Origin of the sequence: Chryseobacterium sp. PvR013, from assembly GCF_017833095.1 — a bacterium.
Taxonomy (GTDB): domain Bacteria; phylum Bacteroidota; class Bacteroidia; order Flavobacteriales; family Weeksellaceae; genus Chryseobacterium; species Chryseobacterium culicis_A.
In genome coordinates this window covers 1,584,563-1,603,768 of sequence record NZ_JAFIBT010000001.1, presented here as the reverse complement: position 1 = coordinate 1,603,768, position 19,206 = coordinate 1,584,563, and the positions used below count along the sequence as shown (strand labels likewise).

The window sequence follows — 19,206 nt, the reverse complement described above, 5'->3', positions numbered from 1 at the left end:
AAGTTACTATTTTCGAAGTAATAACTGCATATAAAATATTTTATACACTAAATATGTTTTAGTTATGAATGTTTTTTCATCTCGATTTTAAATAAAAAGTTCCTGACATTGTCAGGATTTTTCATTGTTATATTTTTCAAGATCAAATTTAAAATCAAGCAAATCTTTAGGCTTTACTCTTAAGGCAATTGATAGTTTTATAAGCGTTTTCATAGTTAGGTTTATTTTACCTAGTTCATATTTGTTAATGTCACTAGAATCAATCCCTGTTAGAAATTCAATATCATCTAACGTCTGTTTATTTCTATCTCTAAGTTCAGAAATTTTTCTTCCAATTTCAATCAGAAAACCTTCAGTAATATTCATTTTAATGATTTGATGCTAAAATCCTGACTTTTCTAAAATTTCTTTTGGGGATATATCCCCAAATTGGAAATAATTTAGTATATTTGTAGTATAAGTTATATAATATGTAACTTTGCGATACTTCAACGAAACATTAGAAGCTATTGCTTAGAATCTCACTATTGAAAAACTGGTAATTTTTAAACATACGAGACGATAAGCAGGAAGCTCACGACCTAGGCGTGGGCTCTCTTATCTGTATGTAAGGTATACCAGTGCCTCAATAGTAGATATGTAGAGTCTCATGCCGTTTTTTATTTTATGTAGTTCTGCTTTTCTACAATTATCTTTTTAAATTCTAAGCCGCTTTACAAAATAGAGGTATACTGATACTTTACAATAGGAATGTACAACCTATTGCGGCTTTAGGGCTTTCATGGGAACACAAATTTTATTCATATTTCATATTAATTGATTTTTTTGATGGACTGGGGCAGTAGGTTTTGTCGTGTCCTCGGCTGGACTTTGTCCCGGTTCCATCTTTATGAAGATGGGTAAGTGTTGGAGGTAATGAGTAGTGGATAGAATGTAACAGGTAGTAGAAAATGACAGAGTAAGAAATTACAGAAATGTAAGGTACAATAGCCATAGAAAGATAAAAAGAAAAGCCCTTTCCCTATAAGTTGACCGCTTGGTAGGAAAGAGCTGGGTGCTTAATTAAATTAAACTTATTCAAAAGTATGAAAAAAAACTTTTGCAGCCCGGGTCATGTTCAGATGGCTTTTGGGTTAGCATTGCTGGTGTCTTGCTCAGCAATAGGACAGGTACGTGAGATTTCAGGTACCGTCACAGGGAAATCCGGTGCTTTACGCGGGGTTTCAGTATTTCAAGAAGGAAAAGATCAAATCGTTTTAACGGGAGATTCGGGGAGATATCAGATTAGGGTGTCGGGAAAGAGTCCGGTGCTGGTATTCAGGTATGAGGGATATCCGCTAAAGAGAATGGAAGTTGGAGATGTTAGAGGGAGGAACAATGGGGAACCGGGACTGGTGAATGTAGTTCTTGGGGATAGGTCCGGTGGGCTTAATAAACCTTCTGATACCATTGGACCTGCTGTAACGGGGATTGGGGAGATTCTGCTTAACGCAGGGTATTATAAAGTCCGGGATAAAGAGAGAACGGGGAGTATTGTCAAAGTTTCAGCAAAAGATATAGAAAACCAGCCTGTCACTAATGTGCTGTCTGCAGCACAGGGAAGAATGGCAGGAGTAAGCATCACCCAGAATTCAGGAGTTCCGGGAGGAGGCTTTGACATCCAGATCCGCGGTAAAAATAGTATCCGCCGTGAAGGAAATGAACCACTTTACATTGTAGATGGGATACCTCTGAGCTCTGAAACTTCATCCCTGTTTGCCGCCACTATACTGCCGTGGTCTTCCATGAGTCCCCTCAATGCTATTAATCCTGATGATATAGAAAGTTTTGAAGTCTTAAAAGATGCTGATGCTACTGCTATCTACGGTTCCCGAGGAGCTAACGGAGTGATCCTTGTTACTACCAAAAAAGGAAAGAAAGGAAAAACTGAGCTAAAGCTTAATACTTCCTATTCTTTAAGTAAGGTAGCTAACCGGTTAAAGATGATGAATACAGAGCAGTATTTAAGTATGCGCCAACAGGCTTATCAGAATGACGGGATAACCAATATTCCTGCTTCAGCTTATGATCTTACAACATGGGATGGGGCCCGGTATACAGACTGGCAAAAAACTATTATCGGTAATACCGCCGATGCTTATTCGGTGCAGCTTTCTTTAAGTGGAGGTTCTGAGAATTTGTCCTACCTACTCAGCTATGGGTATCAGGAGCAGACTACGGTATTTCCAGCTGATTTCAGGTATAAAACCAATACACTTACTGGAAACTTTACTTTCCGAAGCCCTGATAAGCGTATTGAAGTGAATATGAACAATACCTTTTCCTTCCAGAAGAATAATGTTCAGAATGATGATCTGACTAAGAAAGGTCTGCAGCTTAGTCCAAATGTTCCAGCATTGTATGACAGCTCAGGAAATCTTAACTGGGAAAACAGTACATTCAACAATCCTCTTGCGCTGCTTAACAGTGAGTATTTAAATTCTACTGTTATGATCAATAACGGAACGAATTTTTCCTACAGGCTGTTTCCTTTTCTTTCTTTGAAACTCAATGGAGGAATTACTTATCAGGATTTTGAAGAACAGAGCCTTAAGCCTCATACGATCTACAATCCTGCTTTTGGACTAACCAGTGCGTATTCCAGTTCTTCTCAAAACAATCAGACCGTTTTCTCCTATCTGTTGGAGCCTCAGATCTCAGCGGATTTCGAATGGAAAGACCATCGTTTTGATATACTGATCGGTACTACATTACAGCAATCTGAAACAAGACAGGGCTCAATACAGGGACTTGGTTTTGAAAGCAATACACTCATCCGTAATGTAGGGGCGGCTGCCACTAAAATAGTTTCGGACCAGATCCGAAGCCAGTATTATTATACAGCTGCTTTTACCCGACTGAACTATCAGTATAAGAAAAGATATATTATTAACCTAACCGGAAGGCGTGACGGTTCGAGCCGCTTCGGACCGGATAATAGGTTCGGAAACTTCGGAGCTGTAGGCGCTGCCTGGATTATCTCTAATGAACCTTGGGTGAAAAAGATGTCATGGCTGAGTTTTGCCAAATTAAGAGGAAGTATTGGTATTACTGGAAATGACAAGATAGGGGACTACCAGTATCTGAATACCTATAGTGTAACAACAGGGATATACAACGGTACTGTCGGTCTTTCACCATCCCGACTGTACAATTCTGATTTTAGTTGGGAGAAAACCATAAAGAGGGAGGCTGCACTGGAATTGGGAGTACTTAAAAACAGATTAAACGTTTCGGCTGCCTTTTATCAAAATACCTCTTCTAATCAGCTGGTAGGACTCCCTCTTCCTGCTACAACAGGTTTTCCAAGTATTCAGTCTAACCTTAATGCCAAGGTTCAGAATACAGGCTGGGAATTTGAAGTCTCTGCACGGCCTTTCAAATCGACTCAATTTAAATATGAGACTTCATTTAATCTTTCCATACCCAGAAACAAACTTTTAGAATTTCCGAATCTGGAAGGCTCGACCTATGCCAGCCAGTACATGGTTGGCTATCCCATGTCCTTGATTAAAGTGTACCAATTTGAAGGGGTAGACCCTGCAACGGGTTTATACCGTTTTAAAGATTTTAATAATGACGGAAAGATTTCCTCACCTGATGACAATCAAGTCATTGAAAAAGTAGGAGCACAGCTCTTTGGTGGGTGGAGTAACAGCTTCCGTTATAAAGGATGGTCAGCTTCCTTCCTGTTCCAGTTTGTTAAGCAGAGGAACTGGAACTATAACAGAAGCATGATTATTCCGGGATCAATGAACAATCAGCCTTTGGAAGTGCTGGATGCATGGTCACTTTCTAATCCTTCAGGAAGCTATATGCAGTACACCACTGGTACCAATGCCCAGAAAAATACCCTGCATTCTTATTTCCAGAACTCAACTGCAGCAGTAGGAGATACCTCATTTATACGCCTTAAAAACATACAGCTGAGCTATAGCATTCCGGTAAAAAATCTTGGAATCCGTGAGGCTATGATCTATTTTCAGGGGCAGAACTTGTTAACTATTACGCGTTATTTCGGGATTGATCCCGAGTTTATAAGCGTAGGGTACCTTCCTCCGTTAAAGACCTATTCTGTAGGATTTCAGCTTACTTTTTAATATTCAACCTTAAACCATCTCAACATGAAAAATTCAATCAAACAACTTATAAGAGCAGTACTTTCACTTTTATCATTAACTGCCATATCCTGTGAAAAATGGATAGAAACTGATTTTCCTACCAATCAGCTTCCTACGGAACTGGTCTTTGAAGACGAACAGACTGCTGAAGCCGCTTTGGCTGGACTGTATGCTAACCTTTGGAACAATTCCCTGATATCAGGAGGACAGGACGGTATGGGACTCCTTTTAGGACTATATACAGATGATATCGCTACGGTAATTTCTGCTGGAAGCAATGGTATTGTTGATCTGTATTATAATCAGCAGATCCCTACCAACCTTATGGTTTTAAATGTCTGGACCAATGCCTACCAGCATATCTATGCTGCTAACAGCATTTTGGAGGGAGTAAAGAATTCAAAATCACTGTCACAGATTGTGAAGAACCGTATTACAGGAGAGGCTCTTTTCATAAGATCCCTCCTGTATTTCTACCTTTATCAAATCTACGGTGATATCCCATTTGCTGGCACCACCGACTATAAGGTTAACAGTAAACTTTCTAAACTTTCAGAAAATGATATGCTGAACCGTTTGGAGAAAGATCTTTCAGAGACGGTTGGACTGCTGCCTTCTGCGTACCGGAGTACAGAAAGGATTTATCCCAATAAGGCTTCCGGGTATATCCTTCTGGCCAAGGTCAAGATGCTTCTTGGCAAATGGCCACAAGCAGAAGTATTATTAGGTGCTGTTATGCAGTCTTCTGATTATTCATTCCAGAATGATATTACCAAAGTATTTCAAAAAAACGGAAGCCACATTATCTGGCAGTTAAAGCCTAAAAACGAAGGAGATGCTACCAAAGAAGCTTCACTCTATAACTTCTCAGGAATTCCCACTACCTATATGCTTAATACTGACCTTGTGAACAGTTTCGTCAGTTCCGATCTGAGAAAACAGGCATATATCTCCAAAGAAACAGCACAAGGGCAGGTTAATTATAAATCAGTTAAGTATAAGAATCTTCAAGGCAGTAATTCTACTGAATACTCTGTGATCTACAGGCTGGAAGAAGTGTATTTGATGTATGCGGAAACACTGATCCATCAGAACAGGGTAGTGGAAGCGATTCCTCACCTCAATAAAACAAGAGTAAGAGCAGGTCTTGATCCTTTGCCGCAGACTCTCAGCCAGCCTACAGCAATGAATGAATTGATGGGTGAAAAAAGAAAGGAGTTTTTCAGCGAGCACGGCATCCGCTTTTTCGACCTGAAAAGATGGGGAATGCTAGGTGAACTGATTACAGTAAAACCTAACTGGAAATCTCATTATGAGAGATGGCCTTTGCCTCAGCAGGAAATGCTTCTTAATTCGAATCTTAACCCTCAGAATCATGGATATTAGAAATCAGGCTATCATTTATAAAAGAAGAAGGCTATGAAGATAATTGATAAAATAGTACAGATCATAATTTTAATTCTGATGTTTATTGCTCAGCAGTTACCCGCGCAGGTTAATCTTGAGAAACTTGATGAGGCAACGGGGCATTCTGAAGAAATTCGTTTTCTTTCCACTTCGCGAAATGGCAGATGGAAAGTATGGCAGTCATCGTATGAAATAAAACCTCATCAATTGAAAATCGCTGACAGTTATCATCCTGAATCACTCTTTACAGAAGAAGGAGTAGGAGCATGGAAGCAGGTTGGGGATGACGGCCTCCTCATGAAAAAAGGAAGCAACCTCATTTACAGAACTCTGGGAACAAACAAAGAAACGATTTATAACCATGTTAAAGAATTCGGATATCATGAAGCTCAGGATTTGTTCTGGATACTTCATAATGAAAAGTTCAGGAAGGCTTTAAAAATCTATAATCACGATTCAAAACTGATTAACACCATATCTGATGTAGAAAGGGTATTTGCACTTAAAAACGAACTGATACTATTAATAAAAAAGAATGAAAATAACGAATTATATCGTTATAATGACAGTAACCTTAAATTAATCTGGTCAGGTACCGCTGAGCTGTACAGAATTTATGAGTCTGGTTTAGAATATAAAGGGTATACCTTAATCTTACAGAAACCCAATGGTTTGAAAACGTACTATGTGAATGAAGGTGCACACCTGATAGAACTCTCAACAGATGGAGATGAGTACTTTGATGATGTGAGCCAATATCCTTCCGCAGATGTCAATGCTGTTTATCTGCGGCTGAGCCACCTGAAGAAAAAAGAAAAGGGGATGGTGGATATCTGGTATGGAAAGGATTATGATCTTGAGCAGCACTTCCATGAAAAGCCTTTCCATAGGTATGTTCTGTGGTATCCATTAGAAAACAGAATAGTATCTTCTGATAGCAAACGTTTTAGTAAAATGACTGCTTTAGGAAGATCAGGATTATTTCTGACAAAAGAAAGAGATTCTACGTTGGTAGATGCTTATGATAAGAAAGGAAAGGACTATCCGGAGCGGTTCTTTATTTATAACCCTGAAATTAAAAGTCACCTCTTTTTAGATGAGATCTCTCAGGGAATTAACCTAAGTCCTTCAGGAAGATGGTTGCTATACAAAAAAGATAGAAGATGGTTCTCATACAGTACCAAGACGAATCAGAGAAAAGAAATTGACATTCCTGAGTCTTCAACACCATACTACTGTTCATCTGACGAAGTTCTTTGGGTGATGGGTAATGAAATATGGATTCAGAATCTAAGGAATCTTACAGAGTCCGGAAAAAATACTTTTGTTGGTAATGTTGAAATTCTTAATGCTGAAAAGCAAACGTCAGACTTGGGATATAGCATTATGAGCCCTGCTGTGAATCTTACTAAAGAACTTCTGTTAAAGATCACTGAAAACGGTTCTACCAGATCTTCTGTAGCCAGCTGGAAAAACAGGCAGTCTTCCAACATTACTTGTAATACAGAAGACAGAATTACTGAGGTCTCCTACAATCAGGTTTCAAAGTCTTATACCTGGATCAGGGAAAACTATAACAAGTCTTCTGAAATAATCATTAAAAAGGAAGGAGAAAAAGCATTCATCCTCTATGCATCTCAAGAACTAGCTTCTACTAAAACACTCACCATGAAACGTCTATATTATAAAGGTCCTAACAATGAAAATTTGAGTGCTATTCTGTATTTTCCTCCCGATTTTAAGGAAGATAAAAAATATCCGGTAATTCTTTCTATATACGAAATGCAAAGTCAGAATGCCAATAAATATCTTTATCCTACTTTTAAAAACTCCAGAGGTTTTAATGAAAGACTCTTTCTTGAATCAGGGTATATGGTCTTACTCCCGGATATCAGTCCGGGAGATAAAGGACCAGGATACTCAGCATTTCATTGTGTGAACAATGCCCTCGACCAACTTGCAACAATACAACAGGCGGATATGAAAAGGGTAGGTCTTGTAGGACAGTCTTTTGGCGGGTATGAGACCAATTTTATTGCTTCTCAATCGGACCGTTTTGCTGCTTATATCTCAGGGGCATCCATTTCAGATGTAATCAATACCTCTTTTGCATTTAATTATAATCATTTTTCTGCCGATTACTGGAGATACGAAGACGGGCAGTTCAGGTTCGGAGATTTTGTAAGCAATAAACAGAAGTATATGGATAATAATCCGCTGTATTATGCTCATCAGGTTAATGCTCCTGTGTTATTATGGACAGGCACAGCAGATAAGAATGTGAACCCGGAACAAACCCGGTCATTTTATAATGCACTCCGTAAGCATAAAAAAAACGTCATTGCTCTTTTCTATCAGGATGAACTACACACATTAACCAAAGAGAATACCCGCAAAGATCTCAGTATTAAGATGCTTGAGTGGTTCGGATATTTTCTTCAAGATTATAAAAGTATTCTATGGATTAAAAAACAGATGAAAAGGGATGCTGATTAGCATAATCATAAATGTCTTCATAACTAAAGAGCAAATGAACTTATAAAATCAACAACTGATGTATGCCGTTTGATAGTAAATCTGTTTTGATTAAATTTAATACAGATTCTCAAGTTAAATTGGGGTATCATAGTAATTAGTTTAATCCTCGGAATTTCCGAGGATTTTTATTTTCACAGTCAACTAAACCTGATTATAATATCTATATCATTTTAAAAGGCAAATATTTTTGTCTCTTTGCGGAGGAAGTTTTGAAATCAAAGGATCTTAATTATGTAAAAACATCATATTTTAAACGTTGATTTCTTCGTAAGAGCTACTTTTAATAATATGACAGTCGGTTCAGGTTTGGATATTTTTTCTGGATTATAAAGGTATTCTATGGGTGAATAAAGAAATGAGATGGCAATATTAAGAGTAATCCAAGTGATCCTTTATTTCTTTCGGGCTTTATGCAAATAATATCATGGCATTATTTCTATATGTTTATGAGAAAAATAACAAGACCTCTGATAAAATACCAGAGGCCTTGCTAGTCAGACAATTGAATTTTTATTACTATCTTTTTATATAGGTTTTGTTTCCGTTTTTATTGATATAATATTTACCACCTCTAGGGCCTGTCAATATTTCTTCACCATTAGGACCTTTTAAAGTTCGGTCTACGGTAGGTGTATAACTCTTTGCAGTGTTTGTGTTTGAAACAGTGGGTCTGTTAATAGTTTGAGTTTGTGGGTATATGGCCACTGTTTTTTCTTTTGCTGTACTGTAACGTTTATCAGTTGTACCATCTTTTTTTAGTCTTGTATTTGGGATGGCAGTTACATTGTCAGAAATAGTTGTTGAGCCTTTGGAAGAGGTATAGCGTTTATCTGGTGTGCCATCTTTTTTCAGTTTAACACTAGATGTTGTTTCCTTTTTTGTTTCAGGGGATTTTGTTGTTGTTGTTTGTGCAATACTTAAATTGACACAAAAGACCACAAAGCCTATCAATAATAGTTTTTTCATGCTTTTTTCTTTCATAGGTTTGGTTTTTATTGGTTATTGAAAGATTTAGTCAAGTAGCTCAAATATGTCTGCCAATCTTTACCGGTCAGCTTAATAAGATCTGACCAGGTATCGCCATACCTAATCATGAAATGTAAAACTTAGGCTGAATACCTGTGGCTTTATTTGTATGATATATAGAGTATTCTTAAAAAATCTAATCAAATTTAAAGAAGATATTTTTTAAATCCCGCCTAATATAAGTCGTCTTATTACTAATGTATTGTAGTTTTATCACTAGTGAATTAAAAACTATGCTATTAACAAATACCAGATATTACCGATTTGTCAAAATATTTGAATTAACAAGAGTCAAATTAAACATAAAAGTTTCATTACTCTATAAACAACTGCAAGATGCTGATTAACAGCCTTGATCCATGATTTATATACATTTGTTATGTTTAAATGTTTTTTTACCACCTATGGTGTTGCTTTTATTATCTCAATCCAATATGTTAGCTATCCTAATTGATATAGATAAAAAACTACATTCTTATAGTGATAATGTGACTGTATTGTCAGGTGTTTATTTACTAAGGAGATGTTAAATTTGTATTATTATTTATTTACGACTATTTAATTAAAGGTTGATGACAGTGAATTAAAAATGTAGATTAAAGATCACTTGGAAGAGAATTGGAAGATAGGTTGCTAACCGACAGTGGTAATGAGCATGAGGTGTAAATAGCTGAAGATAAAAGTCAGGTTTTCCTGTACATATTTTATAAAATATTATCAATAAAATATTATCACAATGAAAAAAATGTATTTATTACCAATTGTTCTGATGGGTGTGTTATCCTATGGACAGATGGGAGTCAATAACTTAACTCCCAAATCTACCGTCGATATAGCAAGCAAAACAACAGACGGAAGCACTTCTGAAGGGCTTCTTATCCCTCGTCTGACTGGTAACCAACTAAAAGCTGCAGAGACAGCAGCTGTATACGCTTCTGCTCAGCATGCTACCTTAGTGTTTGTAACTGCAGCTCCTGATTCTAACAATCGTACAGGTCAGGTAGAGGGTATGGATGCTCCTGGATTCTACTACTTTGATGCGGGAAGTAACCGTTGGATAAAAATATTATCCAGTGGAGCGAGTACACCGGCATTAACGCAACTTCTCTGTTCTGCAGCTACACATATAGGCGTTTTGGAAGCAACAAGTCCTGCTTCCGGTGTTAGTGTAACTGTCCCGTATAACGGAGGTAATGGAGGTGTTTATTCAGAACAAATTGTTCCATCTGTTGGTGTGACAGGAATTAATGCTGTTCTTGCTTCCGGAACGCTTAATAATGGCAGTGGTAATTTAATTTTCAATATTGTGGGAACTCCTGCTGCTGCTGGTACTGCTACTTTCAATATTAATTTAGGTGGAGAAAGCTGTGGTTTTAACATAATGGTCCAACCAAACACGAACTTCGCTGATGTGGTTCCCGTTATTATTAACGGAGAGACCCGACAGATGATGACCCGAAACTTGGGTGCAGATCCAACTATGGATCCTGATATTCCTACTCAAGCTATTATGGGAAGTTATTATCAATGGGGAAAGAAAAATGCTGCCGCTACAGCGTATACGAGCGAAGCTGCTATTTCGGGATGGAATACTACTAATGCTGCTAATAAGGCCTGGAACAGCGGTACGGAAGCAGCGCCTGTCAAGACAGCCAATGATCCATGTCCTGCTGGTTTCAGGGTACCTACTGGAAATGAACTGAGTGGATTTAATGCCGCTAGTACTGTTAGTAATATAGGAACATTTGTTGCCAGTCCAGGTAGTGCTACTAATTTTAGTGTGGCCAAGAAGTTTGTGAATAACGGCAGTACATTGACTTTTCCTGTTGCAGGTCAACGCAACTACTCCGCAGGAGTATTGGAAGAACGTGCTAATAGAGGCGTCTATTGGTCCAGTTCGGAATCCCAAGATTCTACCGTATACTCAATCTACTTTACGTTATTTTCGACTAATGTTTCTGGCTCGAATTTCGGATTCCGTACTATGGGATACTCTATACGTTGTATCTCAGAGTAGTTGCTATTTAATACAGATTTTCAAATAGAATTAATGTATTATAACACATTTTTTAATAACTATAATCAGGTTATTAGAATTCCGTGCAGTAGAGAAATTTGCAGTACTTCTTACTAAAGTAATTACACCATAAACACTAAGTGAATGGATACGGATTTTTTCTGGTTATAATACTGCTGTATACCAAGATCTATGCAGATCATTTCTAAACACATAAAATATTGAAATTATGGCAAAATTTATTATTACCCGAAGAGTCAACAAAGAATACCAGTTCAATCTTAAGACAGTTAATGGAGAGATTATCCTGACCAGTGAAGGGTATCTGCAAAAATCCTCTTGCCGTAAGGGAATAGAATCGGTCAAGATTCATTCTAAAGTTGACAAGATGTATGAGCGTAGAATAGCATCCAATGGCAAAAACTATTTTTGTTTAAAGTCTGCCAATGGGAAGGTGATCGGACAAAGTCAGCTGTACAGTTCCTCGTCCTCTATGGAACACGGGATCCAGTCTGTAAAAATCAGTGCAGTGGAAGCTGAAATTATTGATGATTCTATTGATGATAAAAAGAACAAAGATTAGTCAATTGGCTAACTCACTTGCCTATGTTCATTATTAAATAAGTAAATGTTGAACATTTGAAAAACAATTTTCAACCTTTTAATATTATAAAAAGCTACTTTACTGCTGCGATTTAAAATTCGTTAACGGAACAACTGTCAATTGTATACTCCTTATTTTATTTTTTGTTAACTATTGCCTTAGTAAAAAAAGAGGTGACATGGGGTTAGTGATAATATGACTTTAGATGTGTGGGAATCCTTTTAAAGATGACAACATTATTCTATTAAACAAATGAAGGATGCTTTTTAGCATCCTTCATCTTCTAGTTATGGAACTCTAAATAATACACTTAAACAACCTTCTTTAAAAAGGTTATGTTCTTGTGAACCTTCCATGTAAGTACATATGTCACCAGATGGTATGGTACTGCAGGGGGTTGTGGTCACATTACACTTCATACCTGGTGGCGCTAATGGATTAAAGCGGTATCCGAATTCAATGGTTTTTGCTGTTTCTTTTTCCGCTGTTGTAGCGTACGCACTTCCAATGCCTAAGACAAATACTGCAAAAGGCAGTGCGATTTTTCTCATTCTTTTCATGACGTTAAAATTGTTTTTTGCCTACTCTTTGTTCAGGTTTTCGGCTTCCCCTGAAATGAAATGTTGAATGATGTTTTGCGCAAAACGGTATCTTATCAGTTCATTTCCTATAATTGCAAAAAGTGTATTGTCCGTAATTAAGAATTCTGTTTTTGGGTTCCCTGTTTTTTTGGGAATGTAAAAGCTTCCCAAGTACTGTTGCCGTGCAGTAGCATACATATCAATGATTAATGAGCTATTTTGAGAGGCTTTGTTTTCAAATTTTCCTTTGCGTGGAGATTCTATAAACAGAATACCTTTATACACAAATGCATTTTTATTAACGATAATGGAAGGATTTTTCATCTTTTTACTTCCATCAGGAAGCTTTATGACTTCAATATCCGGAGCACTTATGTCATCAATAGTTTTATAGGTTTTCTTAGATCCCAAGCTAGTATCAAGAACAATAAACTGATTTTTGTAAGTATAGACATAAATAACTGTCTTATAGTCCGGATCATACAATAGTTTACCATCAGTATCAAAAATCCCATCTTGTATTTTTTCAAGGAGTTCAGGTTTAACAATAGCATACTCGTTATAATGAGGAAGTAATAATGCTAAAGATTGAATATCTTTTTGTTTCGAATAGGTGAGCACCACGAATTCATTGTTATCCGTAGCCTGAAGCTGGGTAAAGAAGGTCTGTTTGTAACTTAAGGTTTTTGCGGAATGTTTTCCTATCTCTCCTTTATAGATTATGGGAACTGTGCCATCATAAAGATAATAGTAAGGTGTATGTATCTGCAGTTTTGAACTCCTGAACAGAAAATCATACTGGTCAGGAATGATCTGGTATTCTTTTATTTTCTTAAAGGATGTATCTAAGCTATATAAATCAAATGGCTGCTCTATATTTCCCAGATAAAGCGAATCTTTTGTTTTTCCTGCAAAATAATAAGAATCAGATGTCAGCGTGAAGTGTTTATCCATATCAACCGGATGCTGCCAAAACCGACGGGTAAAATTATTTTCTTTCTGGATCATATATTCAGACTTTTCATAGAGTAAAAAAAGTACAAGTGCACTCAGCAGTGAAAAAATGAACAGCAGGAATATTGTCATCAATATATATTTTCTGCTTGGTCTTGTGATCCAAATAATAGCTATGGCTGCTACGCATGTCGCAATAATGTTAAAAATGAAATGTGTATGCCAATCCATTTTTTCAAGAATACCACCACAAGAGCAAGGAATGGATTCGCTGTAATGAAGGATAATATAAATGTATATGCTGAATAAAACCATCAGTATGAAAGAGCCGTAGAGGCCAATGAGTCTTGTCCGTTCAAAAATCAACAGTATACTGACGACAAGTTCAATCGCAAGGATCCCATAAGAAACAGAATTTGTAAAAGCATTTAGTATAGGAGATTGTGAGATTTGTAGCGTGAATTTTTCGAAATCCGCTATTTTGCTGATGGCTGCGTAACAGAAGAGGAGTATAAAGAAATATGATATTACTTCAGCTGCGATAATTTGTAATTTTCTCATGGTTTATTTTTTATGAGTTTTAACCAGGAATCAATAATTTCCAATAGGTTTTCAGGCCGCAATATTCAGGCATTATATCTCCTTTTAACAAGGTCACAGTAGTTTTGAAATTCCCCATACTTTCCCAGATGCCACTTGCAGGACATGGTAAGCCGGTGAAAACTGGTATGGTGGTATGAGGAATCATGGATTATTTGTAAGGTTTAATTATTTTGATAAGGACGCCAGTTGTCTCCATCCCGTACAGGAGGATCCTTTTCGGGGTTATTTACCTGCTCTGGTATTTTAGCAGAATCCCGCCTCATCAGTTTTACTTTAATCTCATAATTTGGTGTACTATGAGTATCAATATCTTCCTCGCGATGGATGCAGTTTTGCAAACAAACTGATCCTATCATAAGACTTAAAATTGGGATAAACTTTTTCATGGTAATAATTTTAATTGGGTTATCCCGGCCGGATTGAATTAGAATTCTAAGGTCAAAGTTATTGGGCTGATTGGTGAAAAAAAACCGTTATTCGGGGCAATTTTTAAATTGATACGTCTCAATTTAAAAATTGAGACATTTACTAAAATGCTTATAATTGATTAATATTCAGTGTTTTGAAAACAGTGTCTTTGGTTTTAGTACATTTCCCTGAAATATGATTTATTTCAAAACAAAATGTTTATTTTTGAGATGGTGAGGTTCTAATAATCAGTATATGAAAACGTTAAAGTATTTTATTTTCCTATTTTCTACCTTTTCTCAGTTATTATTTTCAAACAATAAAAATGGAAGAACATTCCATGAAATAAGAAAAACTTATGAAAAAATGACTATTGACGACATTAATGCAATGCCGGCTGTCAAATTATATATTGAAAAAGCTAAGAAAGAAAATAATACTGACAAACTGATTCAAGGCTACAGGGATGGCAGGCAGTTCGACTTTCATAACAAAATTAAATATGCTGACAGTGCCATAAGTATGAGTTTAGTTCATGGTTCAACGGGTGATATCAGTAAAGATTATCTCAGCAAAGGCATTATTTATTACTTCTACCATAAGAAATATAAACTGGCTTTAAACGAATATCTTAAAGCATATCAATTCTTAAAAGGATCAAATGATGAGTACCACCACTATAAAGTGATTTATCATCTGGGAATTGTTAAAGGGCATCTTGGTTATTATGATGAAGCTCTGAAGCACTTTAATGATTGTATTTCATTTTACAGTTCGAAGATGAATGAAAAGCAACATGAGAATGAAAGATTTAATTATAGTAAAGCATATTTTAATTGTCTACATCAAATGACGGTTATCAACAGATATCTTAAAAGTTTTGTAAAGAGTGACAGCCTAAGTGAATTAGGGTATAAGCTAACCTTAAACGATAATGATTTTGCTTTGGAAAACAGTTACTTTCTGAAATGTATTGGAATTTCAAAATATCAGAAGAAAGAGTATGCAAAGGCTGAATCAGATCTAAAAAAATCATTGCCAACAATTCTAAAACGAAATGATTTTGCCTGGGCTTCTGTCGTATATTATTATTTAGGAAAAACTTCGGAAGCTCAAAGTAATGTATATAGTTCAATTGAGTATTACAATAAGATAGATTCTATTTTTGTAAAGCATGCGTTTATCCTGCCTGAAGTTTATAAAGGGTATAATTTCCTGATTCATTATTATAAAAATAAGGATATTAATCAGCAGCTTTATTATACCAATCAGCTTCTTAAAGCTGACAGTGTGATCAGTAAAGATTATGCTTTTCTCTCGTCAAAACTTCATAAAGATTATGACCGCAGGACATTGATAGAAGAAAAGGAAGCTATACAAAAAGCCGGCAGAAATAAAATGATATTTGCGGCAGTTCTCATTTTCATGGGAACTGTAATTCTGATATTTTTTATAGTAAGATACAGAAAAGATCAGAAAATTAAAAAGCAATATGATCTTCTGCAAAAACGAATATCAGACGGCACTTATATGCTCAACCATCTTATAAAAGAACATGCTGGTGAATACTCAGTAAGGAAAACATTTCTTACTCCAGAATTAACGTCTGAAATCAAGGAGAAACTTGAAAAATTTGAACAGGAACAGCAATTTAGAAAAAAAGGTCTTACCCAGCAAAATATTGCGAGTAAATTAGGAACGAATGCCCATTATTTATCAATATATATAAATGAGAATAAAGGTATGAATTTCAATAAATATATGGCTGAGCTAAGAATCAACTATATCACCAATCTCCTCAATACTGACACTAAATATCTTCAATATAAGATTGATGCATTAGCTGATGAGTGCGGAATTGCGGCCAGACAAAATTTTTCCAATCTTTTTTTTGAAATTAACGGGATTCGTCCTGCAGATTATATAAAAAAACGTAAACAAGATTTGGAAATCAGCTGATTAGGTATGTGATCCGCAAAATTTTGTAAATTTCTAAAAAAAGGACATGGTAACAAAAACAATTTTTAGAAAAATTATCGCATTGCATGAAGATCTGGAGTTAAAAATTAATGAAATATATGATGATGACAAAGATATGGTAAAGGTTTCTGAAAAGTCTTTACTCCTGATTGATGCATCAATCAGGACCTTAAAGGATATCATTTCAAAACATCATTTCGAGAATATCGCTGAAGAAGTTTACTTTTTTAAAAATCTCAAGCCTCTGTTTATTTCAAAATTTATTTATTATTCCACTATTTTGGATATTGAGTCACACAAACCGAATACAGGTAATAAGGTTTTAAAAAAGTATTATGAAGCTGAGCAGGAAAAACTGAAGGTATTTTATTCTACACAATCAGAATTTTATAGCTATTACAGGCGTGATGCTACTTACCTTGATCATAAGATTTTTGTCCGGAATTCTTATGATTTGAAAATGAAATTATCATTTGGTTTTTACAATTTTGACAACAGCTTTACCACATCACATGATCAAGTGGTTTCAAGGATTATCGCCAATCAACAATTGGGTCAATATTTAAAAAAACAGATTGAAAATCTATGGGGCCATAGTAGTAGGAATACTTTATCCCCGTTAACATGGTCTGCTTCAAAAGTCAGTTTGATTGAACTGGTTTATGCACTTTATCATATGCGTTGTTTTAATGGTGGAAATATTGAATTAAGCGAGGTCATCAAATTTGTAGAGAAATCTTTAAATACTGACCTTGGAAATTTTCATAAAACCGTATTTGAAATCAGGAACCGCAAACAAGGACCTACTAAATTTTTACAGTTAATCAGTGATAATCTAAATCAGCATTTTATGAATGCAGAAGGAGAATGACTTAGGAATTGGTAAAGCCTCAATAACGACTAATCTTACTGAGGCTTTTTTATCTTACTGAATCAGATGTTTTAGATTAGGATCACTATTGATTCTTTCTATCTCACTTGTAATAACGGAAAGAATATCAGCTTTAATACGGTTATAGTTATTATTAATTTCTTTCTGCATAGTATCATTTCCTTCCTCACTAACAAAAGACCGAATCTGTGGTATTCTTTGATATTTTTTTAATTCTGCAGAAAGCTTAACGTGATCTACGACAATCTCCGAGTGAAATATTTTCTGTTCTATTCTTTCATCATAATTATCTGAAACCGCGCCCACAAAAAATCCCTGTGTTAACGTTGAAATTTTAGAAGCAGGGATCAGACTGTCCAATTGTGTTGAAATAGAGGTGGAGGTATCATTTCTGTTAATGGATATACTCTGTCTTTTTTGCAGTATCTTCCCAAAACGTTCTGACAACGTTTTAGCTGTTTCTCCTACCACCTGACCGCTGAAAATATTTCCGACAGTATTCTGAATCACTCTGCTTTCTTTGTCGCCATAGTCTCTTGTTAATTGTGAGAAATCCTGAAATCCTAAACAAACCGAAACTTTATTGCTTCTCGCTGTTGCAATCAGGTTATCAAGACCCCTGAAATAGATAGTGGGTAGTTCATCAATGATTACTGAACTTTTCAAGCGGTCTTTTTTATTGATCAATTTAACAATTCTTGAATTGTAGAGACCTAATGCAGCGGAGTAAATATTCTGGCGGTCGGGATTATTACCTATACATAGTATCTTGGGTTCCTCAGGATTATTAATATCCAGCGAAAAATCATCACCGGTCATCACCCAATAAAGTTGTGGGGAGATCATTCTTGATAATGGAATTTTTGCCGAAGCGATTTGTCCCTGCAGCTGGTCCTGCGCACCTCCCTTCCATGCATCCATAAAAGGAGAGAGATAGTTTTCTAATTCGGAATATGAGGTTAAAATTGTAAATATATCTTCATATTTTTTATTCAAAAGTTCAATTGCATGTGGGAAAGTACAGTATTGACCATTTTCATAAATTTTCAAAAACCAAATAACTGCTGCTAAAAGAATAATTGGGCTTTCCACAAAAAAGTCACCTTGCTTCTGTATCCAGCTTCTGTTAAGGTTGAGCATGATGGTATAAGCAGCTTCATAGGCATCGGATATATCAGTCATGAAATCCGGATGTAAAGGATTACACCTATGGCTTTTTCGGGGATTATCAAAGTTGATGATGTAGAACTTCGGTTTTATTTTATAAGCATTAGAATGGAGAAGAAGATGATTATAGGCGATGGTAGACAAGTCGTCAAATTTAAAGTCATAGATATACATTGAAAATCCTTTTTCAATGTGTTGCCTGATATAACTGTTGATGATGGCAAATGATTTACCCGAACCTGGAGTACCTAGTACAATCGTTGCCCTAAATGGATTCACCACATTAATCCACCCGTTGTTCCAATGGCCACGATAATAAAATTTTGTTGGGATATTAACAGAATATTCATTGTATAGTAATTTTGTTTCCTGTTGAAAACTTTCATTTTCACTATTGAATACATCATTCATCAGATTACTTTTCAAAAGACGACCCATCCAGATTCCTGCTGCCATAAGAGAGATATACCCTAAGCCAGTAGTAAGGATATAAAGTTGTGAAGCAATAGGTGATGAAAACTTCAGTATAGGTGTATTCAGAAAGAACAAAACGAATCCTATGCTTAATGCTCCGTTGATTTTCGACCTGTTTATCTTTTCATTTTTAACGCCCTTGGTACCTAAGCAGCTTACTGCAAGCAATACGAAGCCAAAAAGTTTAGAGAAAATAGTATGTGAAAATAAAGCTGCAGTTGTGTTGAAATTGACTAATATTTTGTTAATGATACCTAAAGTCCAACCACGCCCTAAAAAGAAAGGGTAACAAAACCAATAAAGGTGCATTAATATTAGTATGATACTCACGGCTCTCATGAAAGCCATTATTTTGGCTAAGCCTCTCAAGTCGTCTTCCCCTTGCATATATGAAT

General features: G+C 36.0%; 14 protein-coding genes. 7 read left to right on the top strand and 7 right to left on the bottom strand.

Annotated elements, in window-relative coordinates; genetic code table 11:
* Nucleotides 1–111: 111 nt before the first annotated feature.
* Nucleotides 112–366 (bottom strand): helix-turn-helix transcriptional regulator, encoded by a 255-nt coding sequence (locus JOE44_RS07245; RefSeq protein ID WP_209784986.1) that lies wholly within the window; start codon nucleotides 364–366, stop codon nucleotides 112–114.
* A 719-nt stretch (nucleotides 367–1,085) separates the two neighbouring features.
* On the opposite strand from JOE44_RS07245, the gene JOE44_RS07240 reads away from it, so the two are divergent.
* Genes JOE44_RS07240 through JOE44_RS07230 form a run of 3 tightly spaced genes read left to right on the top strand, consistent with a single transcriptional unit; the run spans nucleotide 1,086 to nucleotide 8,063 of the window.
* A complete protein-coding gene (locus JOE44_RS07240) occupies nucleotides 1,086–4,139 on the top strand; it encodes a SusC/RagA family TonB-linked outer membrane protein (protein ID WP_209784985.1) in 3,054 nt (1,017 codons plus the stop codon).
* 24 nt (nucleotides 4,140–4,163) lie between these two features.
* Nucleotides 4,164–5,546: a RagB/SusD family nutrient uptake outer membrane protein gene (locus JOE44_RS07235; RefSeq protein WP_209784984.1), complete on the top strand. Its 1,383-nt coding sequence runs from the start codon at nucleotides 4,164–4,166 to the stop codon at nucleotides 5,544–5,546.
* Between the two features lie 33 nt (nucleotides 5,547–5,579).
* Nucleotides 5,580–8,063, top strand: coding sequence for a prolyl oligopeptidase family serine peptidase (locus JOE44_RS07230; RefSeq protein ID WP_209784983.1), 2,484 nt, complete (start codon nucleotides 5,580–5,582; stop codon nucleotides 8,061–8,063).
* 558 nt (nucleotides 8,064–8,621) lie between these two features.
* Here the strand turns inward: JOE44_RS07230 and JOE44_RS07225 are convergent.
* The gene (locus JOE44_RS07225) at nucleotides 8,622–9,086 is read right to left on the bottom strand and encodes a hypothetical protein (RefSeq protein ID WP_209784982.1); all 465 of its coding nucleotides are present in this window, start codon (nucleotides 9,084–9,086) and stop codon (nucleotides 8,622–8,624) included.
* 781 nt (nucleotides 9,087–9,867) lie between these two features.
* Here JOE44_RS07225 and JOE44_RS07220 point away from each other — a divergent pair.
* Together JOE44_RS07220 and JOE44_RS07215 are read left to right on the top strand one after the other, a co-directional pair.
* Nucleotides 9,868–11,148: an FISUMP domain-containing protein gene (locus JOE44_RS07220; protein WP_209784981.1), complete on the top strand. Its 1,281-nt coding sequence runs from the start codon at nucleotides 9,868–9,870 to the stop codon at nucleotides 11,146–11,148.
* 229 nt (nucleotides 11,149–11,377) lie between these two features.
* Nucleotides 11,378–11,731, top strand: a complete 354-nt coding sequence (locus JOE44_RS07215) for a YegP family protein (RefSeq protein ID WP_209784980.1) — start codon at nucleotides 11,378–11,380, stop codon at nucleotides 11,729–11,731.
* 308 nt (nucleotides 11,732–12,039) lie between these two features.
* Here the strand turns inward: JOE44_RS07215 and JOE44_RS07210 are convergent, their stop codons facing one another.
* From JOE44_RS07210 to JOE44_RS07195, 4 genes are read right to left on the bottom strand one after another with little or no spacing between them, the layout of a single operon-like run.
* Complete coding sequence (locus JOE44_RS07210; RefSeq protein ID WP_209784979.1) at nucleotides 12,040–12,312, bottom strand: DUF6520 family protein; 273 nt, start codon at nucleotides 12,310–12,312, stop codon at nucleotides 12,040–12,042.
* A gap of 21 nt (nucleotides 12,313–12,333) precedes the next feature.
* Entirely contained in the window at nucleotides 12,334–13,848 is a 1,515-nt protein-coding gene (locus tag JOE44_RS07205; protein WP_209784978.1) for a MauE/DoxX family redox-associated membrane protein, read from the bottom strand.
* Between the two features lie 19 nt (nucleotides 13,849–13,867).
* The gene (locus JOE44_RS07200) at nucleotides 13,868–14,035 is read right to left on the bottom strand and encodes a hypothetical protein (RefSeq protein ID WP_209784977.1); all 168 of its coding nucleotides are present in this window, start codon (nucleotides 14,033–14,035) and stop codon (nucleotides 13,868–13,870) included.
* A gap of 16 nt (nucleotides 14,036–14,051) precedes the next feature.
* Nucleotides 14,052–14,276 (bottom strand): hypothetical protein, encoded by a 225-nt coding sequence (locus JOE44_RS07195; RefSeq protein WP_209784976.1) that lies wholly within the window; start codon nucleotides 14,274–14,276, stop codon nucleotides 14,052–14,054.
* A gap of 277 nt (nucleotides 14,277–14,553) precedes the next feature.
* Between JOE44_RS07195 and JOE44_RS07190 the strand changes: the two genes are divergently transcribed.
* Nucleotides 14,554–16,257 (top strand): helix-turn-helix domain-containing protein, encoded by a 1,704-nt coding sequence (locus JOE44_RS07190; RefSeq protein WP_209784975.1) that lies wholly within the window; start codon nucleotides 14,554–14,556, stop codon nucleotides 16,255–16,257.
* A gap of 46 nt (nucleotides 16,258–16,303) precedes the next feature.
* Entirely contained in the window at nucleotides 16,304–17,149 is an 846-nt protein-coding gene (locus tag JOE44_RS07185; protein ID WP_209784974.1) for an RteC domain-containing protein, read from the top strand.
* Nucleotides 17,150–17,203: 54 nt separating this feature from the next.
* Here the strand turns inward: JOE44_RS07185 and mobC are convergent, their stop codons facing one another.
* Nucleotides 17,204–19,198 (bottom strand): conjugal transfer protein MobC, encoded by a 1,995-nt coding sequence (gene mobC, locus JOE44_RS07180; protein WP_209784973.1) that lies wholly within the window; start codon nucleotides 19,196–19,198, stop codon nucleotides 17,204–17,206.
* Nucleotides 19,199–19,206 lie beyond the last annotated feature (8 nt).

Excerpts from the sequence above, each read along its gene's own strand:
- JOE44_RS07220 (WP_209784981.1), top strand. The coding sequence starts at position 9,868 with ATGAAAAAAATGTATTTATTACCAATTGTTCTGATGGGTGTGTTATCC.
- JOE44_RS07210 (WP_209784979.1), bottom strand. The coding sequence starts at position 12,312 with ATGAAAAGAATGAGAAAAATCGCACTGCCTTTTGCAGTATTTGTCTTA.
- JOE44_RS07195 (WP_209784976.1), bottom strand. The coding sequence starts at position 14,276 with ATGAAAAAGTTTATCCCAATTTTAAGTCTTATGATAGGATCAGTTTGT.
- JOE44_RS07205 (WP_209784978.1), bottom strand. The coding sequence starts at position 13,848 with ATGAGAAAATTACAAATTATCGCAGCTGAAGTAATATCATATTTCTTT.
- JOE44_RS07215 (WP_209784980.1), top strand. The coding sequence starts at position 11,378 with ATGGCAAAATTTATTATTACCCGAAGAGTCAACAAAGAATACCAGTTC.
- JOE44_RS07225 (WP_209784982.1), bottom strand. The coding sequence starts at position 9,086 with ATGAAAGAAAAAAGCATGAAAAAACTATTATTGATAGGCTTTGTGGTC.
- JOE44_RS07245 (WP_209784986.1), bottom strand. The coding sequence starts at position 366 with ATGAATATTACTGAAGGTTTTCTGATTGAAATTGGAAGAAAAATTTCT.
- JOE44_RS07185 (WP_209784974.1), top strand. The coding sequence starts at position 16,304 with ATGGTAACAAAAACAATTTTTAGAAAAATTATCGCATTGCATGAAGAT.
- JOE44_RS07240 (WP_209784985.1), top strand. The coding sequence starts at position 1,086 with ATGAAAAAAAACTTTTGCAGCCCGGGTCATGTTCAGATGGCTTTTGGG.
- JOE44_RS07235 (WP_209784984.1), top strand. The coding sequence starts at position 4,164 with ATGAAAAATTCAATCAAACAACTTATAAGAGCAGTACTTTCACTTTTA.
- JOE44_RS07190 (WP_209784975.1), top strand. The coding sequence starts at position 14,554 with ATGAAAACGTTAAAGTATTTTATTTTCCTATTTTCTACCTTTTCTCAG.
- mobC (WP_209784973.1), bottom strand. The coding sequence starts at position 19,198 with ATGCAAGGGGAAGACGACTTGAGAGGCTTAGCCAAAATAATGGCTTTC.
- JOE44_RS07230 (WP_209784983.1), top strand. The coding sequence starts at position 5,580 with ATGAAGATAATTGATAAAATAGTACAGATCATAATTTTAATTCTGATG.
- JOE44_RS07200 (WP_209784977.1), bottom strand. The coding sequence starts at position 14,035 with ATGATTCCTCATACCACCATACCAGTTTTCACCGGCTTACCATGTCCT.